Source organism: Hymenobacter fastidiosus, assembly GCF_039539565.1.
Classification (GTDB): Bacteria; Bacteroidota; Bacteroidia; order Cytophagales; family Hymenobacteraceae; genus Hymenobacter; species Hymenobacter fastidiosus.
This window is the reverse complement of sequence record NZ_BAABDJ010000015.1, coordinates 54097-67110: the sequence shown is the minus strand read 5'-3', so window position 1 is coordinate 67110 and position 13014 is coordinate 54097. Positions and strand designations below refer to the sequence as shown.

General features: G+C 60.3%; 13 protein-coding genes. 9 read left to right on the top strand and 4 right to left on the bottom strand.

The annotated features are described in order from the left end of the window. Positions 1–72: 72 nt before the first annotated feature. Both tsaE and porX read right to left on the bottom strand, forming a co-directional pair. Positions 73–492, bottom strand: a complete 420-nt coding sequence (tsaE, locus tag ABD833_RS09240; protein ID WP_345072518.1) for a tRNA (adenosine(37)-N6)-threonylcarbamoyltransferase complex ATPase subunit type 1 TsaE — start codon at positions 490–492, stop codon at positions 73–75. A gap of 355 nt (positions 493–847) precedes the next feature. Continuing rightward, positions 848–2413 (bottom strand): T9SS response regulator signal transducer PorX, encoded by a 1566-nt coding sequence (gene porX, locus ABD833_RS09235; protein ID WP_345072516.1) that lies wholly within the window; start codon positions 2411–2413, stop codon positions 848–850. 341 nt (positions 2414–2754) lie between these two features. Here porX and ABD833_RS09230 point away from each other — a divergent pair, with 341 nt between their 5' ends. The 8 genes from ABD833_RS09230 to ABD833_RS09195 all read left to right on the top strand — a co-directional run bounded on the left by ABD833_RS09230 (position 2755) and on the right by ABD833_RS09195 (position 9737). Next, the gene (locus ABD833_RS09230) at positions 2755–3054 is read left to right on the top strand and encodes a four helix bundle protein (protein ID WP_345072515.1); all 300 of its coding nucleotides are present in this window, start codon (positions 2755–2757) and stop codon (positions 3052–3054) included. Between the two features lie 81 nt (positions 3055–3135). Continuing rightward, positions 3136–4368 (top strand): HD domain-containing protein, encoded by a 1233-nt coding sequence (locus ABD833_RS09225; RefSeq protein WP_345072513.1) that lies wholly within the window; start codon positions 3136–3138, stop codon positions 4366–4368. Between the two features lie 131 nt (positions 4369–4499). After that, positions 4500–5540, top strand: coding sequence for a UDP-3-O-(3-hydroxymyristoyl)glucosamine N-acyltransferase (lpxD, locus tag ABD833_RS09220; protein ID WP_345072512.1), 1041 nt, complete (start codon positions 4500–4502; stop codon positions 5538–5540). A gap of 134 nt (positions 5541–5674) precedes the next feature. Next, complete coding sequence (locus ABD833_RS09215) at positions 5675–7069, top strand: bifunctional UDP-3-O-[3-hydroxymyristoyl] N-acetylglucosamine deacetylase/3-hydroxyacyl-ACP dehydratase (RefSeq protein WP_345072511.1); 1395 nt, start codon at positions 5675–5677, stop codon at positions 7067–7069. Positions 7070–7178: 109 nt separating this feature from the next. Continuing rightward, on the top strand, positions 7179–7976 hold the full coding sequence (lpxA, locus tag ABD833_RS09210) for an acyl-ACP--UDP-N-acetylglucosamine O-acyltransferase (RefSeq protein ID WP_345072509.1): 798 nt from the start codon (positions 7179–7181) through the stop codon (positions 7974–7976). 4 nt (positions 7977–7980) lie between these two features. Beyond that, positions 7981–8613 carry an ABC transporter ATP-binding protein gene (locus tag ABD833_RS09205; protein ID WP_345072508.1) on the top strand — a complete coding sequence of 211 codons (633 nt, stop codon included), beginning with the start codon at positions 7981–7983 and terminating at the stop codon, positions 8611–8613. Between the two features lie 52 nt (positions 8614–8665). Then, entirely contained in the window at positions 8666–9241 is a 576-nt protein-coding gene (locus ABD833_RS09200; RefSeq protein WP_345072507.1) for a Uma2 family endonuclease, read from the top strand. Positions 9242–9377: 136 nt separating this feature from the next. Then, entirely contained in the window at positions 9378–9737 is a 360-nt protein-coding gene (locus ABD833_RS09195; RefSeq protein ID WP_345072506.1) for a hypothetical protein, read from the top strand. Between the two features lie 165 nt (positions 9738–9902). Here the strand turns inward: ABD833_RS09195 and ABD833_RS09190 are convergent, their stop codons facing one another. Both ABD833_RS09190 and ABD833_RS09185 read right to left on the bottom strand, forming a co-directional pair. After that, positions 9903–10655 (bottom strand): DUF4197 domain-containing protein, encoded by a 753-nt coding sequence (locus ABD833_RS09190; RefSeq protein WP_345072505.1) that lies wholly within the window; start codon positions 10653–10655, stop codon positions 9903–9905. Positions 10656–10817: 162 nt separating this feature from the next. Beyond that, a complete protein-coding gene (locus ABD833_RS09185; RefSeq protein WP_345072503.1) occupies positions 10818–11627 on the bottom strand; it encodes a DUF4197 domain-containing protein in 810 nt (269 codons plus the stop codon). 100 nt (positions 11628–11727) lie between these two features. Here ABD833_RS09185 and ABD833_RS09180 point away from each other — a divergent pair, with 100 nt between their 5' ends. After that, positions 11728–12981 carry a competence/damage-inducible protein A gene (locus ABD833_RS09180; protein ID WP_345072501.1) on the top strand — a complete coding sequence of 418 codons (1254 nt, stop codon included), beginning with the start codon at positions 11728–11730 and terminating at the stop codon, positions 12979–12981. Positions 12982–13014: the final 33 nt, after the last annotated feature.

Sequence of the window (13014 nt, the reverse complement as noted above, 5' to 3'; positions counted from 1 at the left end):
GTAATTAATAATTAATAATTAATAATGAGCTGGTTATGCCACCTGATTGGAAGGCCGCGAAATTCTTCATTACTAATTACTAATTACTAATTCCCTGGAAGAGGGTCCAGTGACGGTGAGGGTGATGAGCAGACAATCGGGCGGCAACAGGGCTGCTATGCGGCTGGGCCACTCTATCAGACAAAGATAGCCAGAATCGAAGTACTCCTGCGTGCCAATGTTGACGGCCTCCCGCGGGTCGTCGAGACGGTAGAAGTCGAAGTGGTAGATGGGCTGATCCTGGGCATCGCGGTACTCGTTGACCAGCGCGAAGGTGGGGCTGCTCACGTCGTCGGCCACGCCCAGCTGCCGGCACAGGGCTTTGATGAAGGTGGTTTTGCCCGCCCCCATCTCGCCCTCAAACAACACGATGGAATGGCCCCCGAGCAACGGGACCACCTGCGCCGCCGCCTCGGGCAGCGCCGCCAGGTCAGGAATCAAAATAGTAGTCACGGGCATGGCAATAAGGGGTTCAGCCCGCAAGTTTAGCCATTCTGCGCCGGCTAAAACCAGTTTTGGGTTCCGTGGCTTTCGAAGTGCTTTGCTGGCGGCGGGCGGGATGAGTGACTTCTACGCCGGAGGGGCTAGGTAGCAAGCATCCCGCGCCACCGGGAGGAGAATGTACTAGAGTATGTGGCGCGGGATAATTCGCAGTACAGCTGCTCAAACGTAGCTGTCACTCGGCATAGCCGAGCGACAACACCAACAAAAGCGGCGGGCTTCCGAAGAAACCCGCCGCTTTTGTTGTAATCAACGCTTGGCGCATTGCTCAGGACGGATTGCTTCGTTCCTCGCAATGACAAGTCTACTACCCTTTCGGGCTCAGCGTGATGTACGGGATAATGACCTCCTCCAGGGAGATGCCGCCGTGCTGGAACGTGTCCTTGTAGTAGTTCACGTAGTAGTTGTAGTTGTTGGGGTAGGCGAAGAAATAGTCGCCCAGGGTGAAGACGTAGGCGGTGCTCACGTTTTCGCGGGGCAAAAAGATGCGCTCCGGCTTGCGCACCACGTACACGTCCTTGTCGGTGAAGCCCAGGTTTTTGCCGTGCTTATAGCGCAGGTTGGTGTTGGTGTTCCGGTCGCCCACGATCTTGAACGGGCGCTTCACCCGGATCGTGCCGTGGTCGGTGGTGATAATCATCTTGCCCTTCTTCTCGGCAATCTGCTGGATGATTTCGTACAGCGGCGAGTGCAGAAACCACGACTTGGTGATGCTGCGGTACGCTGATTCATCGGCGGCCAGCTCCCGGATCATGGCCATGTCGGTGCGGGCGTGGCTGAGCATGTCCACGAAGTTGTAGACGATGACGTTGCACTTATAATTGTTGTGCAGGTTGCTCATCTTGCCCACCAGATCCTTGCCGGCCTGCAGGTTCGTGACTTTGTGGTAGCTGAACTTGTGCTTCTGATTGGCCTTCTGGAACATGATTTCCATGAACTCGGCCTCGTTCAGGTTCTTGCCTTCGTCGTCGTCGTCCGTCACCCACAGGTTAGGATATTTTTTCTGGATGTCGCCGGGCATCATGCCCGAGAAGATGGCATTGCGGGCGTAGGCCGTGGTGGTGGGCAGAATGGAATAGTACATTTCCTCCTGATCCACGGTAAACAGCTCGGCGATGATGGGCTCCAGCGTTTTCCACTGGTCGTAGCGTAGGTTGTCGATGAGCAGGAAGTAGACGGGCGTGTCGCCGGTTTCCTTGAGCAGCGGGAACACGCGCTTCTGAAACAGCTCGTGCGACATCAGCGGGGCGTCGTCGACTTCCTTGTTCACCCACTCCTCGTAGTTCTCCATGATGAACTTGGAGAAGTAGTTGTTGGCCTCGTCCTTCTGCATGTTGAAAACCTCAGCCATGCTCTTGCCCTCGGTTTCGTCGATTTCCAGCTCCCAGTACACCAGCTTCTTGTACACGTCGGCCCACTCCGAGGGGCTGAGCCGGTCGCCGAGCTGCATGCCGAGCTGGCGGAAGTCGCGCTGGTAGCTGCTGTTGGTCTTCTCCGAAATCAGGCGCTTGTTGTCGAGCACCTTTTTCACCGAAAGCAGAATCTGATTCGGGTTGACGGGCTTGATGAGGTAATCGGCAATCTTGGAGCCGATGGCGTCCTCCATGATGTGCTCTTCCTCACTCTTGGTAATCATGATGACCGGCAGCGTAGGCTTGACGGCCTTGATTTCGGTCAGGGTTTGCAGGCCCGAAAGGCCGGGCATGTTCTCGTCGAGGAATACGATGTCGAAGTTCTGCTCCTGCACCTGCTCGATGGCGTCGGCCCCGGAATTGACGCCGGTGACGTCGTAGCCTTTTTCGGTCAGGAAGAGAATGTGCGGCTTGAGCAGGTCGATTTCATCATCGGCCCAAAGAATGGAGTAGCGCTGCATGGTGGGGTCTTGGGGGGTTGGGGCTTAGGATCTTGGATTTTCTCGTCCGACCTCACCCTATGAGGAATTTGAAATAATGGCTTGCCGGCTGGTAACGATGACCGGGCGGTTTTCTTTTGCCAGCCACGTTTGACCGACGGTAAAACGCCGTGAATGCGCCGCAATGCTGCGGCAAAGCAACTAGCTTTACCGATATTCGGCTGAATAAGATACAGCGCAACTTGCCGCGGGTTGCAGTGCGGCGAGTTCATTTACCTGTTTTACGGTCTTTATGTTCGACTTTCGCAAGCTGCGCATCTGGCAGGAAGGCCCTGAGCTGACCCTGAAGGTCTACCGCCCTGATGCGCCGCTTTCCGACAGAAGAGCTGTTCGGCCTGACCAGCCAGCTACGCCGCTCGGCCGCTTCGGGGCCGCCCAACATTGCCGAAGGCGGCGGCCGCCGGACGGTCCCGGACCTGTTGCGCTTCCTGACCATTGCCATGGGCTCAGCCAGTGAGCTGGAATCCCAGATTCTACTGGCCCAGGGCCTCAATTATTTACCCACGGAAACCGCCGAAGCCTTATTGGCCGACGTAGTACGCCTACGCAAAATGCCGTCGGCCTATTATCAGAAAGTAAAGTTGAGGGACTTGGGGGCTTAGGATCTTGGGGTCTTGGATGTCGTTCTGATATCCAAGACCCAAGTCCCCAAGTCCCCAAGCCCCCAAGACCTTAAGACCCCAATGAACAAAAAGAAAATCTTCAACGACCCGGTGTACGGCTTCGTCACCATCCCCACCGAGTTGCTGTTCGACCTCATTGAGCACCCCTATTTCCAGCGCCTGCGCCGGATTCAGCAGCTCGGCCTCACCGGCTTCGTGTATCCCGGGGCCCTGCACACGCGCTTCCACCACGCCCTGGGCGCCATGCACCTGATGACGCTGGCCCTGCGCACGCTCAAGGATAAGGGCGTGAAGATTTCGGCCAGGGAAGGCGAAGCGGCCCTGATTGCCATTCTGCTGCACGACATTGGCCATGGGCCCCTCTCCCACGCCCTGGAAACCGCCATTTTCCACGAAGTGCCCCACGAGCAGCTCAGCCTCTACCTGATGCAGAAGCTCAACGTCGAGCACGAGGGCCGCCTCGATCTGGCCATCCGCATCTTTCAGGGCACGTACGAGCGGCCGTTCTTCCACCAGCTCGTAAGCAGCCAGCTCGACATGGACCGGCTCGACTACCTGAACCGCGACTCCTTCTACACCGGCGTGCAGGAAGGCCGCCCCGGCGCCGACCGCCTCATCAAAATGCTGACGGTGGTGGAGGAAAAGCTGGTGCTGGAGGAAAAAGCCGTGTACAGCATCGAGAACTTCCTGGTGAGCCGCCGGCTGATGTACTGGCAGGTGTACCTGCACAAAACCGTGACCAGCGCCGAGCAGATGATTATCCGCATCATCCAGCGGGCCCGCGACCTGGTGCGCGCCGGCCACGAGGTGCCCGCTTCCCCCGACCTACACTTCTTCCTTTCGAAGCCCGTCAGCATCCTCGACTTCGAACAGGACGACACGATCTTACAGCGCTTCGTGCAGCTCGACGACTCCGACGTGTGGAGCGCCGTGAAAATGTGGGCCACCAACCCCGACAAAGTGCTCAGCTACATGTCGCGCTGCATCCTGGACCGCAAGCTGTTCAAGATCATCCTCCAGACCGACCCGTTCGACGACGACCTGCGCCTGGGCGTTATCGAGCTCATTGCCGAGAAGTTCGGCCTCTCGCCCCAGGATGCCAGCCAGCTCATGCTCACCGGCCGCATCAGCAACAACGCCTACGATGCCGACGGCAAGGACGCCATTGAGGTGCTGACCAAAGGCGGCCGGGTGGTGAACGTGGCCGAAGCCTCCGACCTGCCCAACATCCGCGCCCTGGGCCAGCGCGTGGAGAAACACTACATCTGCTACCCCAAGGAAATTGCTAGTTGAGCTGGTTTTTGGTTTTTGGTTGGTGGTTTTTGGGTAGGCCGGCCCGGGCTTAAGTTCAATGCAGCAACGTTCTAGCTTTGTACCAAACAACCAAAAACCAAAAACCAAAAACCATCCGCTACTTTTGCCCCATGGAATTTACCGTAGGCCAGATTGCGGAAGTACTCCGCGGCGCAGTCGAAGGCGACGCTTCGCAACGCATCGACCGGTTAGCAAAAATTGAGGAAGCCCAGCCCGGCGCTTTGTCATTTCTGGCCAATGCCAGGTACGAGCCGTACCTGTACACCACGGGCGCGTCGGCCGTCATCGTGAGCCGCACGCAGGTGCTGCACAAGCCGGTGGCCGCCGCCCTGATCCGCGTAGATGACCCTTACACCAGCTTCACCACCCTGCTGGAGTTCTACCAGCAGGCCAGCCGCACGGGCAAGCGGGGCGTGGAAGAGCCGGCCTTTATGGGCACCAATTCCGAAATCGGCGATAACCACTACCGCGGCGCGTTTTCCTACATCGGCGACAACTGCCGCATCGGCCGCGACGTGGTCATCTTCCCCCAGGCCTACATCGGCGACCGGTGCGTGATTGGTGACGGCACCATCGTCTACGCCGGGGCCAAGATCTACGCTGAAACCGTGATTGGGGCCCGCTGCATCATTCACGCCGGCGCCGTTATCGGTTCCGACGGCTTCGGCTTCGCCCCCCAGCCCGACGGCTCCTACCACACCATCCCGCAGATCGGCAACGTGGTGCTCGAAGACAACGTGAGCGTGGGCGCCAACGCTACCATCGACTGCGCCACCATGGGCTCAACCATTATCCGCGAAGGCGCCAAGATTGACAACCTCGTCCAGATTGCCCACAACGTGGAAATCGGGCGGCACACGGTGGTAGCGGCCCAGACCGGCATTGCGGGCTCCACCAAAATCGGCGACTGCTGCGTGATAGCGGGGCAGGTAGGTATTGGCGGCCATATCAGCCTGGCCAATCGGACTACCGTCACGGCGCAGTCGGGCGTGGGCAAGTCGACGAAGAAGGAAGGCATTCTGCTGCAGGGCTCCCCGGCCTTCAGTTTGCGCGATAGTTTGCGGGCCAACGCCGTTTTCCGCCACCTGCCGGAGCTGGAGCGCCGCCTGAGTGAATTGGAGAATAAGCAGCAGACGCCGGAAAAGTCCTAGCTTTGCAGTCCTTTTGAGTTGCCAGGTATCAGTTGCCAGTTGCGTGTTGCCAGTTGCCAGTTCGTTCAATGACAAACCTGGCAACTGGCAACACGCAACTGGCAACTGATATCTGGTAACTGACAACTCCAGAAATGAACGACAAGCAACACACGATTAAGGCCCCCGTGACCGTGAGCGGTATTGGGCTGCACACCGGCGTCACGGCCAACATGACCTTCTGCCCCGCCCCGGTCAACCACGGCTACAAATTTCAGCGGATCGACCTGCCCGGTCAGCCCATCGTGGATGCCGACGTAGATAATGTGGTAGACCTGAGCCGCGGCACCACCATTGAGCAGAACGGCGCCCGCGTGAATACCGTGGAGCATACCCTGGCCGCTTTGGTGGGCCTGCAGCTCGACAACGTGATGATTCAGCTCGACGGCCCCGAGCCGCCCATCATGGATGGCTCGTCGTTCGAGTTCATCAAGGCCATTATGGAGGCGGGCCTCGAAGAACAGAACGCGCTGCGCAACTACTACGAGATTCCCGAGGAAATCCGCTACCTGGACAACGACCGGGCCGTGGAAATTGCCGTGCTGCCGCTCAACGACTACCGCCTCACGGTGATGGTGGACTATAACTCGCCGGTTCTGGGCTCCCAGCACGCTTCGCTGACCGATATCTCGCAGTTCGCCGCCGAAATATCCTCGTCGCGGACGTTCTGCTTTCTGCACGAGCTGGAAGCGTTGTATAAGCAGAACCTCATTAAGGGCGGCGACCTGAGCAATGCCATTGTGGTGGTCGACCGCGTGGTGAGCGACGAGGAGCTGACCGACCTGGCCACCATGCTGGGCAAGCCCAAGGTGGCGGTGAAAAAGGAAGGCATCCTGAACAACGTCGACCTGCGCTACAAAAACGAGCCCGCCCGCCACAAGCTGCTCGACCTCGTGGGCGACCTGGCCCTGGTGGGCCGGCCCCTGAAGGGTCAGATTCTGGCGGCCCGGCCCGGCCACGCGGCCAACGTGGCCTTCGCCAAGAAGATCAAGAAGAAGATGATGGAGGCCAATGCCGCCGCGGTGCCGACTTACGACCCGGCCCGCACGCCGGTGATGGACATCAACCAGATCATGCAGGTGCTGCCCCACCGCTACCCCTTCCTGCTGATCGACAAGGTCATTCACCTCGACTCGACCACCGTTACGAGCATCAAGAACGTGACGATGAACGAGCCTTTCTTCCAGGGTCACTACCCCGGCAACCCCGTTTTTCCGGGCGTGCTGCAGGTGGAGGCCATGGCCCAGACCGGCGGCATTCTGGTGCTCAATACCGTGCCCGACCCGGAGAACTACACGCCCTACTTCATCGGCATCGAAAACTGCCGCTTCCGCAAAATGGTGAAGCCCGGCGACACAATCATTTTCCGCTGTGCCTTGTTAGCTCCGGTAAAGCGGGGCATTGCTAAGATGAAAGGCCAGGCCTTCGTGAACGGCAAAGTGGTGATGGAAGCCGAAATGAGTGCCGCCATCGTCCGGAAGGAAGCATAGCTTCCAATTAGTAATTAGTAATTAAGAATGAATAATTGGCCGGCTTTGCGCCTTTGCAGATCGACCAAATTCTTAATTATTAATTCTTAATTACTAATTAATCATAAGAATGAACCAGCCGCTCGCCTATATCCACCCCGAAGCCAAGATTGCGCAGAATGTCGTTGTCGAACCCTTTACGACCATCGACAAGGACGTTGAAATCGGGGAAGGCACTTGGATCGGCCCCAACGTGACCATCATGTCGGGGGCCCGGATTGGCAGGAACTGCAAGATTTTCCCCGGCGCCGTTATTGCCGCCATGCCCCAGGATCTGAAGTTCGCCGGCGAGAAAACCATCGTCATCATCGGCGACAACACCGTGATCCGGGAGTGCGTGACCGTGAACCGCGGCACCGTCGACCGGCTCAAAACGGTGGTGGGGGCAAACTGCCTGCTCATGGCTTACGTGCACGTCGCCCACGACTGCATCATCGGCAACCACTGCGTGCTGGCCAACGGCGTGCAGCTGGCCGGCCACGTCGAAATCGGCGACTACGCCATCATCGGCGGTACTTCGGCCGTACATCAGTTTGTGAAAGTAGGCCAGCACGCCATGATTTCGGGCGGCTCCCTGATCCGGAAAGACGTGCCGCCCTTCGTGAAGGCCGGCCGCGAGCCGCTCACCTACAGCGGTATCAACTCCATCGGGCTGCGCCGCCGCGGCTTCTCCGACCCCAAAATCAGCGAGATTCAGCAGCTTTACCGGCTGCTGTTCCTGAGTGGCCTCAACAACAACGACGCCCTGGATAAGATTGAGCTGGAGCTGCTGCCTTCGCCCGAGCGCGATGAGGTAGTCAACTTCGTGCGCAACTCGGGCCGGGGCGTGATTAAAGGCTACTCCCGCAACGGCAGCAGCGCCGACTAGCTGCGTGCGGATCGAAGTCAGCGGGCTGGGCAAACGCTACCAGCGGGAGTGGATCTTCCGGGGCCTGACCCACGTGTTTGAGCCCGGCACCGCCACGGCTATTCTGGGGCCCAACGGCTCGGGCAAAAGTACCCTGCTCAACACGCTTTCCGGCCAGCTGCTGTCGTCTGAAGGTACGCTCACCTACTCGCTGGCCGGCCGCGCCGTGCCGGTGGAAGACGTGCCGCCCCTGCTGGCCTACTGCGCCCCTTACCTGGAGCTGATTGAGGAGCTCACCCTGACCGAGCTGCTGCAGTTCCATACCCGCTTCAAGCCCCTGCGCCCCGGTCTCAGCGCCCACAACCTCATCGAGCTGATGTACCTGGAGAAATCGCGCCATAAGCTGATCCGCGACTTCTCCAGCGGCATGAAGCAGCGCCTGAAACTGGCTCTGGCGCTCTACGCCGCGACTCCGCTCCTGCTGCTCGACGAGCCCACCACCAACCTCGACCGCACCGGCGTGGATTGGTACCGGGAACACGTGCACGCCACCGCGCCCGGCCGCCTGGTGCTGGTGAGCTCCAACGTGCCGGAGGAATACGACTTCTGCGCCCGGCAGCTCAGCGTCACCGATTTTGGGGCCCAGGCGGCCCGGTAAGGAGCGGTTATTGTCGTGGCGGCTGCGTATTTTTGGCTAAACCCCTACGCCTATGTCCGCTCAGCCCAAGCCCTACATCACGCCCGAAGAGTATCTGGCCACCGAACGGGACGCCGAATTCAAGAGCCTCTATTACCAGGGGGAAGTTTTTGCCATGTCCGGGGCCAGCCGGGCGCACAATCTGCTGGTTTCAAACCTGATTATCAGCCTGGGCAGCCGCATTGGAGACCGGTGCAGCGTGTTTCCGAGCGATATGCGCGTCCACGTAGCCGCCAACGGCCTGTACACCTACCCCGACGTGTCGGTGGTGTGCGGGGAGGAAGAGTACCTGGACGAGGCTTACCTCGATACGCTGCTCAACCCGGTAGTGCTGGTGGAAGTGCTGTCGAAAAGCACTGCGAAGGGCGACCGGAGCAGTAAGTTCCTGCTCTACAAGAGCATTCCCAGCCTGCAGCAGTACGTGCTGGTGGACAGCCAGCGCGTGAGCATTGCCGTTTACTCGCGGGCGGCCGCCGGCAGCTGGCTGTTTCAGGAGTACCAGGGCCTTGACGCCGTGCTGCCCCTGCCCGCGCTGGGCCTGGAGCTGCCGCTGGCGGAAGTTTACCGCCGGCTGGAGCTGTCGGCCTGAAGGAAATTTTCAGCCGGGGTCGGCAACTAATTTTCCCCTCCGCAATAAACCCCCAAGTGCTTCCGCCGTATCTTTGCAGCCGAAAACGCGGCCTTGGCCTTCTCCATCCTTCCCCCCTTACTGCCCTGACCCGGCCATGAAAGAACACGACGACTTTGAAGACGACGACCTGCTCGGTGATGACGACGAGCTGGACAACTTCGCCAAATCCGGCGGCAGCGCTACCCGCGGTACTTCCGAAGACCGGCTCTCGGCCAAGTATGCCGACTACCTGATGTGGCGCGATACGGGCTCTTCCCACGATGAGGCCCTGGACCTGGCCACCCTGACGGAGGAAGAATTCACCACCGCCGAGGCCGCCGAAGACCCCGACGCCAACCGCGGCTTCTCCAGCCTCGACGACGAGGACGACGATTTCGCCGACGACGAGGATGAGGACAGCACCTACACCAGCCGCGGCCGCAGCAAAGGTCGCTACGACGACGACGCCTACTAGGCATCAGTTAGCGGAGAGCCGGGAACCAGCCCTGCTATCCTGAGCACAGCGAAGGACCTTATCACTCCAGAACGAAAATCGTTGATGCGACTCGTTATAGAGTAATGAGGTCCTTCGCTTTGCTCAGGATAACAGAGCTGCTTCTAAAGGATTAAACTCTAAGCCCTAACCGCCAAATACGCGGCGCAGAATCTGGGTAGTGCGGGCGACGGGGTTTTCGCGGATGTTGGCTTCTTCCTGGGCAATGAGGGTGAACAGGCCGCCGATGGCTTTTTCCGTGGCGTACTGGTTCAGGTCGGGGTTCACCTGCTTCACCATTGGTAGCTGGTTGTAGCGCGTTACCAGGCCGGTATAGTACTGGGTAGCGCTCACCTTATCCAATGACTGCTGCATGATAGGCTTGAAGGCCGTGGTGAGCTGGGCGGTGGTGGTACGCCTGAGGTAGTTGGTCGCGGCATCCTGCTGCCCCGTCAGGATACCCCATACGTCACTGAAGGTCAGGCTCTTGATGGCGGATATGAAAATAGGCTTGGCGCTCCGGGCGGCATCTTCGGCTCCACGGTTCAACGACAGCTCAAACCGGTCGACCTCGGAGCCCAGACCAATAGCGCGGAGCGTGGAAGCCACCCGTTGGGCATCGGGCGGGAAAGGAATGCGGATAAGCTTGTTGAGGTAGAAGCCGTCCTGCCGGGAAGCCTGGTCGGCTCCTTTCGAAATGCCCTGGGTCAGCGCTTCCCTGAGGCCCAGGGCCGCTTCGTTCTGACTTACTTTCCCTCCGGGCGTGGTGGTCGTGGTCGTCGTACGCGGCTTGGGCAGCCGGATGTCGCCGATTTTGGGGAGCCGGAAAATCTGGGCCGAAGCACCGGGGTGCATTCCCAGCAGGGCCGTCAGGAGCAGAGAATAGCGGAGTAGTTGCATAGCCGGAAGCAGTAAACCAGACCCGCTAACGCGGCCGGTAAAGCCCCTTAGACAGAAACCGGACCAAAAAACCGGGCTGCCCGAAAAGCAAACTGGTCCGGAAAGCCGGCGGGGCTTTTCGGACCAGTGCGGTAAAACGGGGAGGCTCTTCAGCCATCCACCTTATTTGCGGCCGAAGGTACGGTTGAGCAGTTCGGAGGTGCGGGCGGCGGGATTCATCCGGATGCGGCCTTCCTCCGCCGCAATCAGGGCGAACAGGCCGTTCACCGTCTGCTGGGTGGCATAGGGCGTCAGGCTGGGGTTGAGCTTGGTGACCAGCGGAATCTTGTTGTAGCGGGCCACCATGTCGGCGTAGAGCTTCACCGCGCCCGTCTGCTCCAGCGACTGCTGCAAGACGGGCGTGAAGGCTGCCAGCAGCTGGGGTTCCGTTTTCTCGTGCAGGTACACAGTGGCCGCATCCGGTTCGCGGGTGGTCAGCAACCCCAGCGCGTCGGTGAAGGTGATGTTCTGGATGGCATTCACGAAGATAGGCTTGGCCTGGGCCGCAGCCGACTCGGCCGCCCGGTTCAGGGCCACCTCGAAGTTATCGACCAAAGCCCCCAGCCGCAGCGTGCGTAGGGTGGTCGAGACCAGCTCGGCCTCGGGGGGCGTGGCCAGGCGAATGTCGGCGTTGGCGTTGAAGCCGTCGGCGGCTCCGCCGGTAGCCACGGCGTTGGCCACGCTGGTGGTCAGGGCCTCGTGCAGGGCCGAGCTGGCGTCGGCGGCAGTAAGGGCGGGCAGCACCGGCACGACCGGCACGGTGGTTTTCACCGTCGTCTTGGTCACGGGCCTGGCGGCCACTTTCTTGGCCACGGGCTTTTTGGCCACGGTTTTCTTTTGGGTGGTCGTAATCCTCTTGGTCTGGGCCTGGGTGGTGAAAGCCCCGGCCAGCGAGAGGGCCGCAGCGGCTACGAGGAGGCGGAAACGAGTCATGGTCATAAAAAAAACGGAAACTAGACGCCCGGTGTGGTGGTCTTATTCGCTCAAGGGCACAAATTGCACCAAAATCCTCCTCCTTCCTAACCCGAGCCCCATGCCTAAGCTGCCCCACGCGGAAATCATCACCATCGGCGACGAGCTACTCTACGGACAGGTAATCGATACCAACTCGGCCTTTCTGGGGCAGGAGCTGGGCAAGCTCGGGATTCGGGTCCGGCAGATTACCAGCGTGTCGGACCGCGCCGACGAAATCGTGGCGGCCCTGGACCTGGCCCGCACCCGCGCCGACCTGGTGCTGACCACCGGCGGCCTGGGCCCCACCAGGGACGACCTGACCAAGCACATCCTCACCGAGTACTTCGGCACCGAGCTCGTCCTCAACGAGGCCGCCCTGCGCGACGTGGAGGGCATCTTCGCCCGCTTCAACCGGCCCATGCTGGAGGTGAACCGCCAGCAGGCCTTTCTGCCCGCCACCTGCGTACCCATCCGCAACGCCGTAGGTACCGCGCCAGGCATGTGGTTCGACGACCAGGGCACGGTGTTCGTGAGCATGCCCGGCGTGCCCTTCGAGATGAAGCGCATGATGACCGACACCGTGCTGCCCCGCCTGGCCCGCCACTTCCAGGTACCGCCCATCGAGCATATCGTTATTCAGACTGTGGGCCTGGGCGAGTCGTTTCTGGCCGAGCTGATTGCCGATTGGGAACACGCGCTGCCGGCCAATATCAAGCTGGCTTACCTGCCTTCGCTGGGGGCCGTGCGCCTGCGCCTGACCGGCCAGGCCGACGGCCAGCCCAACCTGCGCGGCCGCATGGAAGCGTTGCTGCCAGTCCTGCGCGAGAAGCTGGGCACCTACGTCTTCGCTGAAACCGACATTCCACTGGAGCAGGCCGTAGGCCGGCTGCTGGCCGAGCGGGGCCTTACCATTGGCACCGCCGAGAGCTGCACCGGCGGCTACGTGGCTCACAAGCTCACCAGCGTACCGGGCAGCTCCCACTACTTTCTGGGTAGCATCGTTTCCTATCATAACAACGTCAAAATCAAAGAGCTGGGAGTGCTGCCTGAAACCTTGGCTGCACATGGCGCCGTGAGCGAGGAAGTGGTGCGCCAGATGGCCGAAGGCGCCCGCCAGCGCCTGGGCGTGGACGTGGCCCTGGCTACCAGTGGCGTGGCCGGCCCCGATGGCGGCACCGACGAAAAGCCCGTGGGCACCTTCTGGCTGGCCTACGCCGACGCCCACCAGACCATCACCCGCAAGATCAGCTTCAACCGGGGCCGGCAGCTCAACATCGAATACGCCACCAGCTCGGTGCTGAACCTGCTGCGGCTGAGTTTGCCAACGGAATAAAGTTTTGCCGGCAGCAGCTACCCGCGGGTAAGG

Excerpts from the sequence above, each read along its gene's own strand:
- porX (WP_345072516.1), bottom strand. The coding sequence starts at position 2,413 with ATGCAGCGCTACTCCATTCTTTGGGCCGATGATGAAATCGACCTGCTC.
- ABD833_RS09230 (WP_345072515.1), top strand. The coding sequence starts at position 2,755 with ATGCGCCGCTTTCCGACAGAAGAGCTGTTCGGCCTGACCAGCCAGCTA.
- ABD833_RS09225 (WP_345072513.1), top strand. The coding sequence starts at position 3,136 with ATGAACAAAAAGAAAATCTTCAACGACCCGGTGTACGGCTTCGTCACC.
- lpxD (WP_345072512.1), top strand. The coding sequence starts at position 4,500 with ATGGAATTTACCGTAGGCCAGATTGCGGAAGTACTCCGCGGCGCAGTC.
- ABD833_RS09215 (WP_345072511.1), top strand. The coding sequence starts at position 5,675 with ATGAACGACAAGCAACACACGATTAAGGCCCCCGTGACCGTGAGCGGT.
- lpxA (WP_345072509.1), top strand. The coding sequence starts at position 7,179 with ATGAACCAGCCGCTCGCCTATATCCACCCCGAAGCCAAGATTGCGCAG.
- ABD833_RS09200 (WP_345072507.1), top strand. The coding sequence starts at position 8,666 with ATGTCCGCTCAGCCCAAGCCCTACATCACGCCCGAAGAGTATCTGGCC.
- ABD833_RS09195 (WP_345072506.1), top strand. The coding sequence starts at position 9,378 with ATGAAAGAACACGACGACTTTGAAGACGACGACCTGCTCGGTGATGAC.
- ABD833_RS09190 (WP_345072505.1), bottom strand. The coding sequence starts at position 10,655 with ATGCAACTACTCCGCTATTCTCTGCTCCTGACGGCCCTGCTGGGAATG.
- ABD833_RS09185 (WP_345072503.1), bottom strand. The coding sequence starts at position 11,627 with ATGACTCGTTTCCGCCTCCTCGTAGCCGCTGCGGCCCTCTCGCTGGCC.
- ABD833_RS09180 (WP_345072501.1), top strand. The coding sequence starts at position 11,728 with ATGCCTAAGCTGCCCCACGCGGAAATCATCACCATCGGCGACGAGCTA.